The 17,999-nt window shown below is 40.9% G+C and carries 16 protein-coding genes; 9 read left to right on the top strand and 7 right to left on the bottom strand.

From position 1 onward, the window contains the following. Positions 1 to 7: 7 nt before the first annotated feature. Positions 8 to 217, bottom strand: a complete 210-nt coding sequence (locus tag G1O98_RS10030; RefSeq protein WP_163928665.1) for a hypothetical protein — start codon at positions 215 to 217, stop codon at positions 8 to 10. Positions 218 to 686: 469 nt separating this feature from the next. Here G1O98_RS10030 and G1O98_RS10025 point away from each other — a divergent pair, with 469 nt between their 5' ends. The 3 genes from G1O98_RS10025 to G1O98_RS10015 all read left to right on the top strand — a co-directional run bounded on the left by G1O98_RS10025 (position 687) and on the right by G1O98_RS10015 (position 3,906). Further along, complete coding sequence (locus tag G1O98_RS10025; RefSeq protein ID WP_163928664.1) at positions 687 to 1,997, top strand: Tudor-knot domain-containing protein; 1,311 nt, start codon at positions 687 to 689, stop codon at positions 1,995 to 1,997. Between the two features lie 233 nt (positions 1,998 to 2,230). Beyond that, the gene (locus tag G1O98_RS10020) at positions 2,231 to 3,349 is read left to right on the top strand and encodes an aminoglycoside phosphotransferase family protein (RefSeq protein ID WP_163928663.1); all 1,119 of its coding nucleotides are present in this window, start codon (positions 2,231 to 2,233) and stop codon (positions 3,347 to 3,349) included. Then, on the top strand, positions 3,346 to 3,906 hold the full coding sequence (locus tag G1O98_RS10015; RefSeq protein WP_163928662.1) for a DOMON-like domain-containing protein: 561 nt from the start codon (positions 3,346 to 3,348) through the stop codon (positions 3,904 to 3,906). Before G1O98_RS10020 ends, G1O98_RS10015 begins: the two co-directional genes overlap by 4 nt. A gap of 143 nt (positions 3,907 to 4,049) precedes the next feature. Here G1O98_RS10015 and G1O98_RS10010 read toward each other — a convergent pair whose 3' ends face one another. The 3 genes from G1O98_RS10010 to G1O98_RS10000 all read right to left on the bottom strand — a co-directional run bounded on the left by G1O98_RS10010 (position 4,050) and on the right by G1O98_RS10000 (position 8,538). Beyond that, positions 4,050 to 4,925 carry a bile acid:sodium symporter gene (locus tag G1O98_RS10010; protein WP_163928661.1) on the bottom strand — a complete coding sequence of 292 codons (876 nt, stop codon included), beginning with the start codon at positions 4,923 to 4,925 and terminating at the stop codon, positions 4,050 to 4,052. 189 nt (positions 4,926 to 5,114) lie between these two features. Further along, complete coding sequence (locus tag G1O98_RS10005; RefSeq protein WP_163928660.1) at positions 5,115 to 7,451, bottom strand: arylsulfatase; 2,337 nt, start codon at positions 7,449 to 7,451, stop codon at positions 5,115 to 5,117. An 88-nt stretch (positions 7,452 to 7,539) separates the two neighbouring features. After that, entirely contained in the window at positions 7,540 to 8,538 is a 999-nt protein-coding gene (locus tag G1O98_RS10000) for a formylglycine-generating enzyme family protein (RefSeq protein ID WP_163928659.1), read from the bottom strand. A 541-nt stretch (positions 8,539 to 9,079) separates the two neighbouring features. On the opposite strand from G1O98_RS10000, the gene G1O98_RS09995 reads away from it, so the two are divergent. The 5 genes from G1O98_RS09995 (at position 9,080) to G1O98_RS09975 (ending at position 14,083) form a co-directional block, all read left to right on the top strand. Beyond that, a complete protein-coding gene (locus G1O98_RS09995; protein WP_163928658.1) occupies positions 9,080 to 10,150 on the top strand; it encodes an Mrp/NBP35 family ATP-binding protein in 1,071 nt (356 codons plus the stop codon). A gap of 132 nt (positions 10,151 to 10,282) precedes the next feature. Next, the gene (locus tag G1O98_RS09990; RefSeq protein WP_163928657.1) at positions 10,283 to 11,992 is read left to right on the top strand and encodes a fumarate reductase/succinate dehydrogenase flavoprotein subunit; all 1,710 of its coding nucleotides are present in this window, start codon (positions 10,283 to 10,285) and stop codon (positions 11,990 to 11,992) included. After that, positions 11,993 to 12,700, top strand: a complete 708-nt coding sequence (locus G1O98_RS09985; RefSeq protein WP_228058406.1) for an HAD family hydrolase — start codon at positions 11,993 to 11,995, stop codon at positions 12,698 to 12,700. It begins immediately after the preceding gene. Between the two features lie 166 nt (positions 12,701 to 12,866). Next, entirely contained in the window at positions 12,867 to 13,094 is a 228-nt protein-coding gene (locus G1O98_RS09980; RefSeq protein ID WP_012408944.1) for a ferredoxin family protein, read from the top strand. 26 nt (positions 13,095 to 13,120) lie between these two features. Then, positions 13,121 to 14,083: a HEAT repeat domain-containing protein gene (locus tag G1O98_RS09975; RefSeq protein WP_163928656.1), complete on the top strand. Its 963-nt coding sequence runs from the start codon at positions 13,121 to 13,123 to the stop codon at positions 14,081 to 14,083. Between the two features lie 126 nt (positions 14,084 to 14,209). Here the strand turns inward: G1O98_RS09975 and G1O98_RS09970 are convergent, their stop codons facing one another. From G1O98_RS09970 to G1O98_RS09960, 3 genes are all read right to left on the bottom strand, one after another. Further along, positions 14,210 to 14,524 (bottom strand): RNA-binding protein, encoded by a 315-nt coding sequence (locus tag G1O98_RS09970; RefSeq protein WP_012408942.1) that lies wholly within the window; start codon positions 14,522 to 14,524, stop codon positions 14,210 to 14,212. Between the two features lie 378 nt (positions 14,525 to 14,902). Then, positions 14,903 to 15,763: a 3'(2'),5'-bisphosphate nucleotidase CysQ gene (locus G1O98_RS09965; RefSeq protein ID WP_163928655.1), complete on the bottom strand. Its 861-nt coding sequence runs from the start codon at positions 15,761 to 15,763 to the stop codon at positions 14,903 to 14,905. Positions 15,764 to 15,993: 230 nt separating this feature from the next. After that, positions 15,994 to 16,890 (bottom strand): sugar kinase, encoded by an 897-nt coding sequence (locus G1O98_RS09960; RefSeq protein ID WP_175586612.1) that lies wholly within the window; start codon positions 16,888 to 16,890, stop codon positions 15,994 to 15,996. A 132-nt stretch (positions 16,891 to 17,022) separates the two neighbouring features. Here G1O98_RS09960 and rsmI point away from each other — a divergent pair, with 132 nt between their 5' ends. Continuing rightward, on the top strand, positions 17,023 to 17,883 hold the full coding sequence (rsmI, locus tag G1O98_RS09955; protein ID WP_163928654.1) for a 16S rRNA (cytidine(1402)-2'-O)-methyltransferase: 861 nt from the start codon (positions 17,023 to 17,025) through the stop codon (positions 17,881 to 17,883). Positions 17,884 to 17,999 lie beyond the last annotated feature (116 nt).

The raw sequence follows: 17,999 nt of genomic DNA, 5'->3' as shown, positions 1-17,999 counted from the left end.
CAAAAAATCAACCAAATGATCCGAAGCGATGTATTAAGTGCGATCGCTCTTGGGATTTATCCAAAGTTGTCCGCACTTCGTAAACAGTCCAAAAGCGATCGCTACACCAAGTACAGCAATTACACTGATTTGTGCGGCGATCGCCTCCCATAACTACAAAAGGATAGATGCAATAACTTACTTCAGCGTTTGGGCGAACATGAGACAATATCGGCATGAAAGACCGAAGTAACTAGCAAAAAATAGCTACATACTTTATTAGTATTAATTCGTACTCATCAACTTCAACCTATCCCGGTAAGTTTAAGAAACAGCTAGCAAAAGGTTAAAAAAACAAATATTTGGCATGGAGTTAGGCTCAAATGTAGACTCAGCTAATTGAAAAGTCAGCAGATGAGAGGCAATCCAATACTTCTCGCATAAGTACTTTCCATATCTGGTGTGGTCTGGGGAAAGGTAAATTCAAACCTTTTCCCTTTCCCCTTTCCCCCTTAACCGAAAAATATTGGTAGCGATCGCCACTTGTTATTTTTTGGTCAAGTCGGGGAACTCTATTAATACGGTTCAGTAATTCGCGCAGCATTGACCAGAGAAAGGCTTCCCGTAAGGTAAGCAACTGGTATTAATTGTTGTGGGTTTAGTTTAACTGTGTTGTAAGCATAACTTTGAGTTTTGAGGATCGGCTGATGGATAAATCAATTATTCAGTTGGTTGACGAATTACCAACTGACAATATCACTGTCAAAGTTTTAAAGGCTCTTGATTATGTAGCGCCAGGTGAGTGGAGCAATTTGACAGGGTTTGAAAATAGTATTCGCAGCATTACAGGAGAAACCGATGCTAAGGTAATTCAGAGAATCCGCGATCGCGCTGTCGTGTTATACGAAGATCCTCAAAAAGGCTACCAGTTCGCAATCAAGCTTTATCAAACAATTGATAAGGCAGACACAGCTATGGCAGCGGCAGCTTTAGCGAATAAAGTTAGTGAAAAAATCGGCTTTCTGTCTTTTTTAGGCAACATTACTCCCAAAGCTGATGTAACTCAATCTATTGACTTGGCACTGAAAATCGCTGTCGAAATCATCGCCTTTTGTAAACTAAATGGCATTCCTCAGCCTAACCCCCAAGAGTTTGCTAATTCCCTTACTAACAACTATAAAAATGCCTCCTTAATGCGGATGGTAGCTTTAGTTTGTATAGATGGAATTCTGCCATTAGGCCCCGATTTTCTCAGCAAAATTCACGGAGTTATTAGTGGCACTGATGCTGGTGCAATAACTCAAAATCCGGTTTTCTTAGCTATCAATAACTTTTTACCAGGTAGTAATCCCTCTGATAAAGTTGGTTTTATCAGTCAGGGTTTTAACTCCGTACAAGGTTGGATGAATAACTTAGTATCTAAGACAGGTATAACCCCGCAATCAATTTCTAGTAATTTGGGTAGTTTTATTCAGATTGCTGATGATAATTTAGATTTTGTCGCAGTATTCCTAGATCAAACTACCAATTACTACGAGCATACCGGAACTCAAACCGTCGCTCGCGGCTTGATTTTGGAAGCATACACTTTCGTAAAAGAGGAAATTAAACAAGAGCAACAAAAGCCTATTCAAGATGTTTCGTCAGCTTCTGCTGTCAAGTCAGATAAAATTCAGTATGAAGTCAGCAAAACAGTAGAAGTCTGGGATGGTGAAGACGAAGATTGGTATCAGGGAACAATTGAGAAAGTTCAAGATGACCAATTTTTTATTCATTACCTTGGCTATGGTTCATCTTATGACGAGTGGGTGGGCGAAGATGACATTCGGACTCGCGATCTTCGCGCTGCGGATGACAATGGATATGCAGTTGGTCAAAAAGTAAAATGTTGGGATGAAGACCAAGAAGCTTGGTATTCTGCAACGATTCAGCAAATCCAAAATCAGCAATACTTTGTTCACTATATTGGTTATGACTCATCCTATGATGAGTGGGTTGATAGCGACGAAATTTCTTAACTACTGAATTAGCACAGGGTCGGCAAGAGCAATATCTACGATGGGTTATTATCCTCTCTACGAGACGCTGCACGTAGCTTGCTGAATACTCGCTATCGGTGTCACACCCTGTGCTAGCACTATTACCTTTAAAAATTACGAATTACGAATTACGAATTACGAATTATTTTGACGCGCTACCATATCCCCTATTGCCTTCGTGCAATGTATGTGAGGAGTAGCAGGTTAAACAGATGACAAAAGAATTTAATACACAACGTGCAGAGAATTTGATTGCGATCGCAGATCAATTCGCCCAAGTAGGAAAGGTTACAGTCGTTAAAGCCTTTGGAAGTGGTAATATCAATGACACTTTCTTAGTCACTCTAGATTCCCCAAAAGAACAACATTTTGTCCTGCAACGCATCAATACACAGGTGTTTCGTCAGCCAAAACTGATTATGCAGAATATGCGTACCTTCAGTGAGCATGTTCATAAACAGTTACAGCATATCTCCCTCAATCGTCGCTGGGAAGTACCGCGCGTACTATTAACTAAGGATGCTCAAGACCACTGTCAGGATGCAGACGGCTCATTTTGGCGGGCGATTAGCTTTATTGAAGGCTCCCAGTCTTTCGATACTATGCGCGATCGCTCACAAGCGAAAGAAATCGGTTATGCCTTGGGGATGTTCCACAATTTAATCAGTGATTTACCACCAGAAAAACTCGCTGACACTCTTCAAGGATTCCATATTACACCGCTTTACCTCCAGCGTTACGAAGAAGCGTTGGCGAAAACTAGTGCTAGTCAATCTTCGGAAGTTAATTATTGTTTACAGTTTGTTAGCGATCGCCAAACCTTTGCACATATCCTAGAAAATGCCAAAGCTGAGGGCAAACTACCTCTGCGTCTGATGCACGGCGATCCCAAAATTAATAACGTTATGTTCGACACTGTTACTCAGCTAGCCGTCAGCGTCATCGACCTCGACACCGTTAAACCCGGTCTGGTACATTACGATATTGGCGATTGTTTGCGATCGGGCTGCAATCAGGCTGGAGAAGAAACAGAGAATTGGGAAAGTGTTCATTTCGATACTGACCTCTGTCAGGGAATCTTACAAGGCTATCTCTCTGTGGCAAAGGCGTTTCTTACCGAGAATGACTATGCATACATATATGATGCTATCCGTCTCATTGCCTTTGAATTAGGATTGAGATTTTTTGCTGATTATTTAGCCGGGAATGTCTACTTTAAAGTTAAGCACCCAGAACATAACTTGGCAAGAGCGATCGTGCAGTTTAAGCTTACCGAAAGTATTGAATCTCAAGAAACGCAGATTCGTAACATTATCAAAGACATGAAATGAACAACCAGACATTTTCCCTACAACCCTTCCCTTCTACTGAATCGCTGCCTAATTTGAAAATTGCAGGCAATATAAGCCGAAATGGTAATCAATTTGCCATCCACTATATGCTTGAAGGCTATTTAAAAGAAATTGCGTTGGCAAAGCCTACCGGAGGTATTGCCCAACCATCAAATACATCGTTACGCAAGCATGAATTGTGGCAAGAAACCTGCTTTGAGTTCTTCCTTGGCATCAAAAATTCTCAACAGTATTGGGAATTCAACCTGTCCCCAAGTGGACACTGGAATGTTTATCGCCTTGATGGGTATCGCCAAGGAATGCAAGAGGAAACAGCTTTTGAAAATCTTCCTTTTAATGTTCAAAATCAATCTGATAGTTTAGCACTAGACTTAAATGTTGATTTAGATAAAATCATTTCTATGGAGCAAACAATTCAAGTTGCCATTACTAGCGTTATTAAAGATAGAGATGGTGAAATAACTTACTGGGCGTTAACTCATCGAGGCACAGAGGCTGACTTTCATCTGCGAGACAGTTTTATCATTGAGTTGTAAATACTATAATTTAAATTGCATCATTTTCATGGTAATAAAAGCTGCAAACCCTCTCCCTTGCTCCCTAACCCCTGCGATCTCAATGTGCAAATTAAATGCTTAACAGCTTACTCAACTTGGTAGCGGGAGCAATGGAGGGTTACTCACGAAATTTCTACCGACTCTACTTTTGCACCCTGTCCTTGGTCTACTTCTGTTAACTTTTTCCCCAAAATCAGAACTGAAACCATCATTAATAAACTTGTCACCATAATAGTACTCACCACATTAGGATCGTCAAAATTGCTAGTACCTATTAATAAAGCAGCAGCAAAATTACGTTGAGCCGTTCCTACTCCTAAAACTCTTTGAGTATCAATACCAGGCCCACCCAGTAAATAACCCACAGTAAAAGAGAAGATAATAAAAATAGCACAAACAAAGATTACACCTGTTTTTAATAAAATGATAATCTCGTTACAATGGACTACTAGTCTTACTACTAAACCTAAAAGTAATCCAAAGTTAGATATTTTGAACATAATTGCTTGAAACTTTACAGCTATGTCTTCAGATTTTGCCTTAATAATTAATCCAATTCCTAACGGAGTTAACATCAACAATATTAAAGGTTTGGCAATATCCCAAGAATTGACTTGTACACCTTGCAAAACTAACGGTAGCGCAATTGGCATATAAAATACTGTGCCAAACATTAGCAACATCATTAAGCCTGTAGAAAAAGCTAAATTACCCTTAACTATTTGAGCCAGTTTAGGTAAAGCTGGAGGGCCTGATGCTAATGCCATAATGATAAAACCAGCTTTTACGGGTTCGGTTACAGGTACTACTTGCAACAGCAAATAGATAAAAAGGGGTACAATTAAAAAATTTGCCACCAGTGATAAAATAACTAAACGGATATTGCGGAGTGGTTCCCAAATCTGCTGTAAAGTTAACTTTAATCCTGTACCAAACATAGTTGCAACAACAAACGACAAGAATGCAAGTTTGTCAAGTATGGGGATAATTTCATTCATAATTTTTTGCTTTCGTGCGATCGTTTTTATGGATCTTGTAAGAGTAGATGTAGAAGCAATACTTCTCGTTTTTTACATTTTTAACTCAGAATCGGGTAAGGGTTAAAAAAATTTTCTTTCCCTTTTCCCTTTTCCCCTTAACCGAGAAGTATTGTATAGACGTTACTAGGAACGTCTATACCCCTAAACTTATTTCAGGTTCAGGGTAACTTTCTGTAAATTACCTGTAAAAGCAAACGGTACTTGATAGGTGTCAACTACAGGTGTACCTGTATCTCGACCAACATCAAAGGTTTCATCTAAAGCCACACGATAAGGTATAGTTTTTTCAATTCGACCTTGAGCTACCTGTTGATTGTCGATGAACAATTTTCCAGTTCCTCCTGCACCAACACCACCGTCATAATCAAAATCAAATCCTATTGTTGCTTTCCCTGGGGGTAACTTTTCAGGAGATTGAATAATGTATCGCTCTGCATTTGCAAAATTGTAGGTATAGGTTGGTTTACCATCTTCAAGAAAAAAGCCCCAACCAGCAAAGCGTCCACCTTGAGTTAACAAGACACCCTCAGCACCATTTTCTGGAATCTCTACATCAGCCTTGATGGTGAATGATCTGTTTTTGAGGTTTGGGGCGCTACCTTCGGGGATTGGTACTGCACCAGGATAGTAAATAAATGTGGTGCGTCCTGCGCCTAGAGAGGGGCGAATTTTGACATCAAACCGTTCAGAAACGCGATCGTCTAATGGTAAAACTTTGTGTTTACGCGCTTCTGATAAAAATAACTTTTGCAGTTTTTCCAGTTTCTCTGGATTTTTATCTGCTAGGTTATTTGCCTCGCTGAAATCTTCCTCAATGTTGTATAGTTCCCAAGGATCTTGCTCGAAATCAGCATTGATTGTCCCCTGCCAAGGTAAGCGCGGGTGACGAGCCGCAGCTATCCATCCGTTATTATAAATAGCTCGGTTTCCGAACATCTCGAAATACTGGGTTTTGCGTTGAGAAGAAGCATCAGGATCATCAAATGTGTAGACTAGGCTAGTACCTTCAATTTTCTGTTGTTTCACACCGTTAACTTCAGTAGGTACAGTAATTCCTGTCGCTTCGAGAATTGTAGGCGTAATATCAATGACATGATGGAATTGGCTGCGGAGTCCACCACGATCTTTAATTTGGTTGCCCCAAGCAACAACTAAGGGATTACGAGTACCACCAAAGTGAGAGGCAATTTGTTTTGTCCATTGAAAGGGTGTAGTTCCTGCCCAAGCCCAGCCTGCATGATAATGATTAAAGGTTTTGGGACTACCTAAGTCATTCAAGGAAGCTAAAAGTTGTTCTTGGCTTTCCGGTATTCTGTTAAAGACTTTCAGTTCATTGACACTACCAGTTAAACCACCTTCGGCACTAGCGCCGTTATCACCGACGATATAGATTACTAAGGTATTATCTAATTCCCCAAGTTTGTCTATAGCATCAATCAACCGTCCGACTTCATAGTCTGTATGTGCTAAAAATCCTGCAAACACCTCCATTTCATGGGCATAAATTCTTTGTTCATCTTGAGATAGAGAATCCCAAGCTGGGAATTCTTTGGCACGGGGAGTAAGCTGGGCATTGGCAGGAATTACACCTAGTTGTTTCTGACGGACAAAGGTTTCTTCCCGCAATTTATCCCAACCTTGGTCAAATTTGCCTTGATACTTGTCAATCCAGGCTTTGGGGGCGTGGTGGGGTGCATGGGTAGCACCGGTAGCCAGATAGGTGAAGAAAGGTTTTTCAAGAGCAATGGATTGTTGAGAACGAATCCAGGCGATCGCATGGTCTACTAAATCTGGAGTTAAATGGTAATCAGGATTGTTGATTGGTGGTGCAATCCGCTTGGTATTTTCTACCAAAGCCGGACTCCATTGGTTAGTATCACCACCCAGAAAACCGTAAAAATACTCAAATCCTAAACCTGTCGGCCAGCGATCGAAAGGCCCCACTGCACTGGTTTCATAATCTGGTGTATTGTGCCATTTGCCAAAAGCCGCAGTATTATAACCATTTTGACGCAGCACTTCCGCCACAGTGGCCGCACTCTTGGGTAAAATAGTCGTGTAACCGGGATAACCAGTTGCTAACTCTGCGACTACACCTGTACCCACAGAATGATGATTGCGCCCAGTTAACAAAGCTGCCCTGGTAGGTGAGCAAAGGGCTGTAGTGTGGAATTGGTTGTAGCGTAATCCTTTTTCCGCTAAACGAGTCAGATTGGGGGTTTCTACAGAACCACCAAAGGTACTTGCCTGCCCAAAACCCACATCATCCAGTAGCACTAATAAGACATTAGGAGCATTTTTAGGAGCGGTAATTGGGGCGGGAAAATCGGGTGTTGACTCTTTGTAAGTTGTGCCAATTTCACCTTCAAAAGACAGTGGACGAATAGGGAGAACCTTTGATGTAGCTGCTAGGGCAGGGTTACTAACTATCAACAAGGTGATGACTAGAGATAGAGCGATTGCCCGAAAAATTAAACTCAACATACAATAACCTTTTATAGCTATTTTTTTCTCACGCAGAGACGCAGAGGTACTCCAAAGGACTTAAGAATGCAATCTAATGAAAATTGCTTTAAACCAGGTTCTTCACCAAGCGAAACCCGATATGGCTAGTTCCTGTATCGGGGGCTTGAGACTCTCGTGCGGCTGGACGGTAGCGGCTGCAATAGTTCGGCGCACATAGATAAGAGCCACCTTTGATTACATGAAGAGCAATCTCTGTGGGTTTTTTGGGGTCAAAACTTTTACTTGCTCCTGTAGGGTTGACACTGTGAGCTTTGTTGTCATGTCCTAAGCTGAACCAGTCGGAAGTCCATTCCCAAACATTACCGGTCATATCGTAAAGTCCATAACCATTGGCCGAAAAAGAGCCTACTTTTGCCGTTCCGATATAACCATCAGCTTTGGTATTGAAAAAAGGGAAAATCCCCTGCCAGGTGTTGGCTTTTTTCTCCGAATATTGATTACCCCAGGTATAAGTTGCGCCATCTAAGCCACCACGAGCTGCATATTCCCACTGTGCTTCTGTTGGTAAGGATTTTCCTGCCCATATTGCATAAGCTAAGGCATCCTCGTAAGCAATATGCACAACTGGGTAGTTTTCTTTACCTACAATAGTGCTATCACTACCAAAGGGATGCTGCCAGTTAGCGCCGGGTGTCCAATGCCACCAACTGAGAAATTGGACTTGCTTAATACCTTGTTTTGGCTGATGAAACACCAGAGAACCTGGTAATCTCTGCTCATCTGGTAAGTCGGGAAACTGCTCTTTTGGCAAAGGGCGTTGTGCAACTGTTACATACTTTGTTGCTTTGACAAACTCAGCAAATTGGGCGTTTGTCACCTCGTATTTATCAATGCAGAAGGATGTAACTGTAACATTTTTCGCTGTTCGCTCTTCCACAAAACCCGAATCATCCGCTCCCATATTGAAAATACCTCCAGGAATGAGTACCATCTCTGGAGGACAGAGATTAACGGTAACTGCTAATGCGGATAAATTGCTCAATAGTGATATGAGTGCAACTAGCTGAATCAGCAGTAGCGTTAAAAAGCAATGTTTTTTTCGCATTTTACGCCGATGAAACTGTTAAACCCAGAATACGGAAAAATCTCTGTTGCAAAATAAAGTTATGAACTCACTCCTACTAGTTAAATTATTTAGCGTTGCTGATTAGATATATAAATCTTGGTGTAGAAATGTTGCAATGGAACGTCTCTATATAAGGTTTTGAAATCACGCAAAATCATTTTCATACCTGAATTCAGCAACGCCAATTGTTTGACTGGCAAGCTTACCAGCGCTTAAAATACTAATTATCGATTGATTTACTGTACTATATCAGGAGTATTCCATAGTCTTTACTAAAAAACAAGTATTTCAGCAAATATTTCTTCTCAAAATTTAGAGTCAAAATACCCCATAATTTAATACTTGTCCATAGCTTAGTTCTCTTCGTAGCGCGTTCATTGTCGGGGCGCTCAATGTTGTAAGAGAGAGTGTTCTCAATCAGACTTGTCCAAAATTTATGTGCATCACAAAACTAGCACCCAAGCTGTCGAATATTTAATTTGCACACCAGATTTGATAGATTATCTTTGCGGAGTTTTTCATGTCAAGCCATCAATTACCTTTCCAGCGTTCAGATGAAGAAGTACAAGCTTCTTCTGGCGACTCCCTCACCATCGCCCGGAAACAAGAAGTTGTGCAACTTCTCAAGCAAATTAGCGATCGCACCCTAAAAAATGACATTATTAGTCTGGGGATGGTGCGAAATCTGCGGATAGTTGATGATTATATATATTTGCGTTTGTATATTGGTTCCCATCAACATCAATTAGAAACCGAGATTCAAACTGTATTATCATCTCTAACTTGGAGCAAAAAAACTTACATTCAACTCTGCACCATTCCAGGAGTAAGAACAACTCTAGCAGTTTCCAGTGGTAAGGGGGGTGTGGGGAAGTCTACCACTGCGGTTAATTTAGCAGCAGCTTTACAATTAGCTGGGGCAAAAGTCGGTCTGTTGGATGCTGATGTTTACGGCCCCAATGTTCCCCAAATGCTGGGACTGGGTAAATCTGAAGTGAAAGTTATTGATACTCCCAAAAGTCAAAGGTTTGTGCCATTAGAAGCCCACGGTATTAAAGTTATGTCTGTGGGACTGTTGGCTGAAGCAGACCATCCTTTAGCTTGGCGCGGCCCAGTTTTACATAAAATCATCACCCAGTTTATCCATGAAGTTGAGTGGGGAGAACTGGATTATTTATTAATTGACCTTCCTCCTGGTACTGGTGATGCTCAAATTACTATCGTGCAAGAAAGCCCAATTTGCGGGGTAATATTGGTAACAACTCCCCAAAATGTGGCAATTTCGGATGTCCGCCGCAGCGTTTATATGTTTCGTCAAGTTGGGGTTCCTGTTATCGGTATTATCGAAAATATGAGCTATTTCATGGGGAATGGTGGCGAAAAAATTCCGATTTTCGGTAGTGGTGGCGGTCAAAAGTTAGTCGAAGAACTCAAAGCACCCCTTTTAGGGCAGATTCCCATTGATCCCCTCATCTGTAACGGTGGCGATATCGGAGAACCCCTAACACTGGTTGACCCTAACTCCAAGGCTAGTCAAGTATTTGTACAAGTTGCTGGGGCGTTAGATGCTACTTTTTCTGGTTCTATGTGAATATTTTATCAAAAAAGTACGGTAAATTGCTAGTTTTATCGTAGTATGGAATGTGCTTATAGTTCTGAAGGTCAAAGACATCGTTTGGAACGGTAATAAATCCTTAAAGTTCCTCCCCACTTCTAAAAGCTTATGGACATCAATACCCAACGGATAAAAACTGATGTACTTGTCATTGGTGGCGGTACAGCCGGGACAATGGCAGGTATCAAAGCCAAACAAGCAAATCCTGATGCAGAGGTGCTGATCTTAGAAAAGGCTAACATCCGACGGAGTGGTGCGATCGCAATGGGTATGGATGGGGTAAACACCGCAGTCATTCCCGGACATTCTACTCCAGAACAATACGTGCGCGAAATCACCTTAGCCAACGACGGTATTCTCAACCAAAAAGCCGTATATCAAACAGGCAAATTAGGTTATGAAGTCATCCAAGAATTAGAAAGTTGGGGTGTGAAATTTCAAAAAGATGTCCAAGGCAACTATGATTTAAAACAAGTGCATCGCGTGGGTAAATATGTCTTACCCATGCCAGAAGGTAAAGACTTAAAAACCATTCTCACTCGCCAAGTCAAACGCCACAAAGTCAAAGTGACAAATCGTGTCATGGCAACAAGGGTGTTAGTTAAAGAAGGTCGTGCTGTTGGTGCAGTAGGATTTGATGTCAGGAACGGCGATTATATTGTCATTCAAGCCAAAGCAGTCATCTTGTGTACAGGTGCTTGCGGCAGATTAGGATTACCTGCTTCTGGCTATCTCTACGGCACTTACGAAAATCCCACCAATGCGGGAGATGGCTATTCAATGGCTTATCATGCAGGAGCAGAACTTAGTAATATTGAATGCTTTCAAGTTAATCCTCTAATTAAAGATTATAACGGCCCTGCTTGTGCTTATGTCGCCGGCCCTTTTGGCGCTCATACTGCCAACGCCGAAGGAAATCGCTTCATTAGTTGCGACTATTGGAGTGGTCAAATGATGTTGGAAATCTGGAAAGAATTAAACTCTGGTAAAGGGCCAGTCCAACTCAAAATGACCCATCTTGATGAAGATACAATCGCTGAAATTGAATCAATACTTTGGGCAAATGAACGACCAAGTAGAGAACGCTTTCATCAAGGCAGAAATGAAGATTACCGCACTCACGGCGTAGAGATGCACATTTCCGAAATTGGCTTATGTAGCGGTCATAGTGCCTCTGGTGTGTGGGTAAATGAAAATGCTCAAACAACCGTCCCTGGTTTATATGCAGCCGGAGACATGGCCAGCGTTCCCCATAATTACATGATTGGGGCATTTGTTTTCGGTCGCATAGCGGGAACTCACGCCATTGAATATATTCAAGATTTAGATTTTATCGAACCAGATGTAGATTTTTTAGAAACAGAAAAATCGAGAATTTATGCCCCATTAACTCGCCCTAATGGTGTACCTCATACCCAGGTTGAATATAAATTAAGGCGCTTAGTTAATGATTATCTGCAACCACCGAAAACAGGCAATAAAATAGAGATTGGTTTGAAACATTTCGTTCAATATCAAGAAACATTAGATTTAATGGGCGCTCGCGATCCCCATGAATTGATGCGTAGTCTAGAAGTTCATTTTATTCGGGACTGTGCAGAAATGGCAGCCAGAGCATCATTATATCGTCAAGAGACTCGTTGGGGTCTTTATCATTACCGCTTAGATTATCCAGAAAAGAATGATGAAGAATGGTTTTGTCATGTCAATTTAAAGAAAGATAAATTAGAGCAAATGGTATTGTTTAAGCGTCCTGTAGAGCCTTACATCGTAGAAGTAGATGCAGTCAAAGAAGTCTACAATGTTGCTGTTAAATGAATGTCCATGAAAATGCTCTATAAAGCAATAATTTTTGATCTCGATAATACACTGTTGAATTTTGAGCTATGTGAACGCCAAGCTATTCTAGGAGCATTAGAAGATTGTGCAGTATCTTTAGATTTAAATGGAGTCAGTGAGACTATTTTTCTTCAAGTCTTTGAAACTTATAATTCCAAGTATTGGAGACAGCAAGATATCTTTTCTCCTAGTGAGATAATCGAGAGGTCTTATCGAAGTACACTTGCTCAATTAGATATACAAACAGATCAACTCAGCAAGCTTAGTCAAAGTTTTTGGCATATTTTTAATCATTCGGGCGTAATGGAACCTGATGTAAATGAAGTGCTAACTGTTCTCGCACACAATTATCGTTTGGCTGTCATTACGAACGGGTTTGTATCAGCGCAACTACCGAGAATGCAAGCTGCTGGAATTGAGCATTTTTTTGAAGAAGTTGTAGTTTCTGAAGCAATTGGTTTTGCGAAACCATCTCCTGAGATATTCCATCATGCTTTATCTAGGTTAAATTTAACACCAGCAGAAGTTATTTACGTTGGAGATTCTCTAAAGCACGACTATGCAGGAGCAACACAAGTCAAAATGGATTTTTGCTATTACAACAGAAAAAATCAAACTTTAACACAAGAAGCAAAACCAAAATTTATGATAAGTAAACTCTTAAAATTGCTAGAGTTGCTTAACTAATAGTGTGATCGCTCTCTCCTGTAGGTTGGGTGGAACGTAGTGGAACCCAACACATGAAATCGGGATAATGCCTATAAACAACCTACAATCGTGAAAAAATTCATATAAGCTTACCCCGTTTATTTTACCGATTAGCAGTTTGAGTACGAAATCATGGAGTTATTTTATGGCTTTAATTAATCAGAGAATAGATGTTCCTGTGATCGTTGATGAATCAAAATGTTTAGAAAAATGCACAGCCTGTATTGAAGTTTGTCCCTTGGATGTGTTGGCAAAAAATCCAGAAACAGGCAAAGCCTACATGAAATATGATGAATGTTGGTTTTGTCTACCTTGTGAAAAAGAATGTCCAACGAATGCCATTACTGTGCAGATTCCCTTTTTATTACGTTAAAGATTCCCTTTCTGTGCTTTTAAACAATGAATGAAGATAATAACCTCCAGTATTGGCTAGAAATGCTGCGATCGCCTGATATAAATGATCGTATAGTAGCTGTAAAAACCTTACAGCATTTAGGCGATGAAGAAACAATAGATGCTTTACTCATCGCTTTGAAAGATGAACATATTACTGTTCAAAAAATAGCGATATCCGCCCTTTGGGAAATTGCTAATCCTGTAGCAATACCTGCTTTAATTGAATGCCTTAGTTCATCGGATACAGATATTCGCACTGAAGCGGCATCAGCCTTAAGTGAGTTAATAACACAAGATGAATTGTTACTTTTACTAGATAAACTGCGAAGTAATGATGTAAATCTCCAATTAAATATTTTAGTGCTTTTACGGAAGATACACGATATTCAATCTTTACCCTACGTTTTGCCATTTCTAGAATCAAAAAATACCGAATTAAGAGAAACAGCCGTTACCACACTGCGATATATCAATCAACTAGAAAAATGTCCACAAGCTTTAAATCTAATTTTTGATAGAGAAGCAAGTGTACGTCGTGCTGCTGCTTTAACTTTAGAACATTTACAAGATGCAGAAGTGATTACAATACTTTGTCAAGCACTCACAAATGATAGTGATTGGCAGGTTCGCCGGAATGCAGCTAAATCTCTGGCTATTCATAAAAATCATCAAGCAATTTCAGCATTAGAAATAGCTTTAAATGATGAACATTGGCAAGTGCGAAAATCAGCAGCACAAGCTTTGCAAAAAATCCCAAATATTCAAGTTATGCCGAGATTAATTCAAGCATTAACAGATGAATATGCAGATGTCCGCAAAGAAGCAGTAATTGCACTTGGTAATTTAGCTCATCCTGATGCTATTAATCCCTTACAACAAGCGTTAGATGATCCCGATAGAGAAGTTTCCATCCAAGCGCAACGCGCAATTCAAAAGACTCAAGTAGATAAAAACTTTCTTCCCTAATACCATTTTTTATGAAGCTGCAATAGATGAATGGTTTAAGGTTAGATACAAAAAATATCCCAGCAGAGGGCAGCTTTTGGCTTTATCTGCTGGAGACTCTAAATGTGAAACTTTTAGGAATCGACTTTAGTAGCGATTGTTATTGTTGCGGCGGGCATTACCACCACCCCAGCTACCACGAGGAGAACTGCTTCTATCCTCGCGAGGTTTAGCTTTGTTCACTTTCAAGTCACGTCCCATCCATTCAGCACCATCAAGTGCATCAATGGCAGCTTGTTCTTGTGTGTCTGATTCCATTTCCACAAAAGCGAACCCACGAGGCCGGCCTGTTTCCCGATCTGTGGGTAGTTGAACACGACTTACTGTTCCGTATTCTGCAAAAGCCTGCTTTAGGTCCTCTTCTGTAACCTGATATGACAGGTTCCCGACGTAAATTGACATAGAAGTCTCCGAATTCAGGGAGTGTAGAGAGTTAAATTCGGAGAGACGGTTTTTAGAAATCAAAACTAGTTACTCAACCGAAAATAATCTTTATGTCCATGAGTTTAACACAGCCTTCAGCCTTTGAATATCGTCTAATAGTGAATTTTATTCACAAATCAAACCCTTAAGGCGGGTTTGCAGACTTCTCCATTGGCTGGCTTTTGTTGCTTGTACTATAAAAGTTACACTTTTAATCTGCGATCGCGCAGGTATTTAGTGTTTTGAAAATTAAGTTGTGGACTTAGAGGTAAAGATTATTATCGGTAGTGGGTGCAATCATAACATGACTAGCTGTTTTAAAAGCAAATTAAAAAATATTCATCCTCAAATGTCCCATTAGCTATGGTCGAACTGCGCTAAAATCTTTTCTGCTTGCTGGCACAGTGCTTCGTGATATTCACCATTACTCGCCAGCAAACCTCCCCATTGATTGATATCACCAGTGTTATACTGCAACGGAGCGCCGTCAAAGTGGGTAAACTTACCACCAGCTTCTGTTAAAATCAGTTCTGGTGCTGCCATATCCCAATCTTTAGGCGCAGATTTACCAGAAAGGGAAATGTAGATATCTGCTTGTTGCTCGACAATAGTGGCGATTTTGCAGCCGACACTACCCACAGATTTCTGATTTTGACAGGGTAAATTTTGTAGTAAGTAATCTAAGCGCTGGTTGCGGTGAGAGCGACTAACCACTAAGGTTAAATCCTCAATTGGTTTACTTGACGACACTTGTAAAGGAACAGAGCCATCACTGGTTTCTACAAATGTCCCCCCACCTTTGGTAGCATAATATAACTTTTCTGCCTCTGGTACTGCCACCACTGCTAAAACCGGGCGTGTTTCCTTGACTAAAGCAATGTGAACTGCATAGTCCCCAGTTTTTTCAATAAAGTCTCGTGTGCCATCCAAAGGGTCAATTATCCATACCCAAGGGGCGGAAGGGTGTACGCCTGTAGTTGGTGACTGATAGGTTTCTTCGCTGATGTAAGCAAAATCTTCGTTACCCAAAGTTGCTTGTAGCTTCTGCAAGATATATTGACTCACAGCTACATCGGCAACGGTAACAGGCTCGTTTTGTTTATATTGCACATCTAAGTTAGAGTCTTTTGCAGTGCCGTGGTAATACGATCGCAGTATATCTGCTGCACCCCAACCTATCTCACGAGCGATCGCTAATATTTCTTGTAAGTCTTTCATTAAATTTGCCTTTATTAATCTGATTACCAAAAAGGGGAAAAGGGGAAAGGGTAAGGGGGAAAGGAAAGGATAAAGAACTTTTCCCCACAAGGTATAAAGCCACTATTTTTAAATAGGTCGAATAAAAAAGAAGATTTTTAAGACACGTAGTGCGATAAAAATCAGTGTCCATATTTGAAACCCCTACTTTTAAGTTACTGCTTCCCTTTCCCCTTTCCCCCTTTCTTCATTCAGCACTTTAAATCCATCCAGCGCCGAGTGCCAAAAAATTTACAAGAATCAGCAGCAATATTAGCTGCTAGTGCCAGCGCATCAGTAAAACTTTCCCTTAAAATGTAATCACAAAAAGCACCGTGGAAAATATCTCCAGCCCCTAATGTATCAACCGCGTGTATTTGCGGCACATCTACGATACCAGCTTTAGTGCAACTCAAGTATTCAATTGGTTTTTGTCCGTGGGTAATGGCGATGTAAGGAATCTCAAAGCCGGACAGATAGGCAAAAACGTCTTCTCCAGTCTGACAGTTGGGGGGATAAAAATTAGCTGAACAGATGGCATAATCTACAAACGGCAAAATTTGCTCAAATCCAGGCTTCCAACTGCCACCATCGATTACTACTGGGATATTTTTGGCTTTAGCTGCTTGGGCTATGAAATAACTTACAGCCATCTGATGCCCATCAATCAGTACTATGTTGACATTTTGCAAAATATCTGAAGGGATAGATGCGCTACTGGCTTGAGTTTTGACAGCATTGATGGAAACCACGGCTCTTTCACCTGTGGTTTGGGTGACAATGATTGAGGAGACAGGCGGTGCTAAATCAGTGGTAGGCTCAAGGTCTGCGATCGCAACTTTGTAATTTGCCAAATCACCTCGAATTAGCTGTGTCATTGGGTGAGAACCCACTACACCTAAGACTGTAGCTTGATTACCTAAATGCCTAAAAGTTACAGCTGCGTTTGTTGCTGGGCCACCTGCCGCTACAGTATAGTCAGTAGCGACAATCTTCTGATTATTTTTGGGGGGAGATTCAGCAAGGTAAATCAAATCTAAAGTTACTAAACCGACAAATAACCCACGATCCGATTTTGGATTTTGGATTTTGGACGATCCGTTTGTCATATATGTTCGTATAGCTGCATAAATTATTATTTTTAACTCTTTCTTGTACAGACGCGATGAATCGCGTCTCTCTTGTTTCTCCTGCACAGACGCGATTCATCGCGTCTCTACAAAAACTCCTAACTTTCTCTTATGCAAACCGATCCAAAACCAAGAACACTTTACGTTGTCGGTACACCCATTGGCAACTTGGAAGATATAACCTTTCGGGCGGTGCGAATTTTGCAGACTGTGGATATCATTGCTGCGGAAGATACCCGTCACACAGGGAAATTATTACAGCATTTTCAAGTTAAAACTCCCCAGGTGAGTTACCACGAACACAATCGTACCAGTCGCATCCCAGAATTATTAGAGCATTTAATTAACGATAAAGCGATCGCACTTGTGAGTGATGCGGGAATGCCAGGTATTTCCGATCCTGGATATGAACTGGTGAAAGCCTGCATTGAGGCGGGGATTTCAGTAGTTCCCATTCCTGGCGCTAGTGCAGCAATTACCGCTTTGAGTGCATCTGGATTACCAACAGATAGGTTTGTCTTTGAAGGCTTTCTTCCGGCGAAAACTCAACAGAGACAAGAATATTTAGAATCTCTGCAAACAGAATCTCGTACATTGATTTTCTACGAATCGCCTCACCGCTTGCGAGATACTTTACAAGACTTAGCACAAGTTTGGGGAAGCGATCGCCAAATTGTGCTAGGACGGGAGTTAACAAAATTGTATGAGGAATTTTGGCGGGGGACAATTGCCGAAGCGATCGCTCACTACAGCCAACGAGAACCCCAAGGTGAATATACATTAGTCGTGGCAGGAATTCCAGCCAGTCAGCCCCAACTGACAGAAGAGGAATTGAAAGCCGAATTGAAACTTTTAATTAGTCAGGGAATATCGCGATCGCAGGCTAGCCGTCAGTTAGCAAAATTTACCTCCCTTCCCCGTCGCCAACTTTATCAACTAGCTCTTTCTTTGGTCGTTACTCCTGAGTCTTGAACCACTAATAAAATACTACTAGGGCTTACGCAAAACTATAACCTGTAGAAGCAATTTATCTAGATACAGAAAGGCTTTCCGTAGGGTATTTCCCCTACCGGATAATTCAAATGATA

The sequence above is a fragment of the Nostoc sp. UIC 10630 genome (assembly GCF_010747425.1).
In the GTDB taxonomy this organism is placed as follows: Bacteria; Cyanobacteriota; Cyanobacteriia; order Cyanobacteriales; family Nostocaceae; genus Nostoc.
The sequence above is the reverse complement of the archived record's forward strand: the minus strand, read 5'-3'. Positions and strand labels throughout refer to the sequence as shown.

What these genes read in the sequence shown, in the direction of transcription:
- G1O98_RS10010 (WP_163928661.1), bottom strand. Translation starts at nt 4,925, where the DNA reads ATGAATGAAATTATCCCCATACTTGACAAACTTGCATTCTTGTCGTTT.
- G1O98_RS09985 (WP_228058406.1), top strand. Translation starts at nt 11,993, where the DNA reads ATGTCCATGAAAATGCTCTATAAAGCAATAATTTTTGATCTCGATAAT.
- G1O98_RS09960 (WP_175586612.1), bottom strand. Translation starts at nt 16,890, where the DNA reads ATGACAAACGGATCGTCCAAAATCCAAAATCCAAAATCGGATCGTGGG.
- G1O98_RS10020 (WP_163928663.1), top strand. Translation starts at nt 2,231, where the DNA reads ATGACAAAAGAATTTAATACACAACGTGCAGAGAATTTGATTGCGATC.
- G1O98_RS09970 (WP_012408942.1), bottom strand. Translation starts at nt 14,524, where the DNA reads ATGTCAATTTACGTCGGGAACCTGTCATATCAGGTTACAGAAGAGGAC.
- G1O98_RS10000 (WP_163928659.1), bottom strand. Translation starts at nt 8,538, where the DNA reads ATGCGAAAAAAACATTGCTTTTTAACGCTACTGCTGATTCAGCTAGTT.
- G1O98_RS10025 (WP_163928664.1), top strand. Translation starts at nt 687, where the DNA reads ATGGATAAATCAATTATTCAGTTGGTTGACGAATTACCAACTGACAAT.
- G1O98_RS09990 (WP_163928657.1), top strand. Translation starts at nt 10,283, where the DNA reads ATGGACATCAATACCCAACGGATAAAAACTGATGTACTTGTCATTGGT.
- G1O98_RS09965 (WP_163928655.1), bottom strand. Translation starts at nt 15,763, where the DNA reads ATGAAAGACTTACAAGAAATATTAGCGATCGCTCGTGAGATAGGTTGG.
- rsmI (WP_163928654.1), top strand. Translation starts at nt 17,023, where the DNA reads ATGCAAACCGATCCAAAACCAAGAACACTTTACGTTGTCGGTACACCC.
- G1O98_RS10015 (WP_163928662.1), top strand. Translation starts at nt 3,346, where the DNA reads ATGAACAACCAGACATTTTCCCTACAACCCTTCCCTTCTACTGAATCG.
- G1O98_RS09980 (WP_012408944.1), top strand. Translation starts at nt 12,867, where the DNA reads ATGGCTTTAATTAATCAGAGAATAGATGTTCCTGTGATCGTTGATGAA.
- G1O98_RS10030 (WP_163928665.1), bottom strand. Translation starts at nt 217, where the DNA reads ATGCCGATATTGTCTCATGTTCGCCCAAACGCTGAAGTAAGTTATTGC.
- G1O98_RS09995 (WP_163928658.1), top strand. Translation starts at nt 9,080, where the DNA reads ATGTCAAGCCATCAATTACCTTTCCAGCGTTCAGATGAAGAAGTACAA.
- G1O98_RS09975 (WP_163928656.1), top strand. Translation starts at nt 13,121, where the DNA reads ATGAATGAAGATAATAACCTCCAGTATTGGCTAGAAATGCTGCGATCG.
- G1O98_RS10005 (WP_163928660.1), bottom strand. Translation starts at nt 7,451, where the DNA reads ATGTTGAGTTTAATTTTTCGGGCAATCGCTCTATCTCTAGTCATCACC.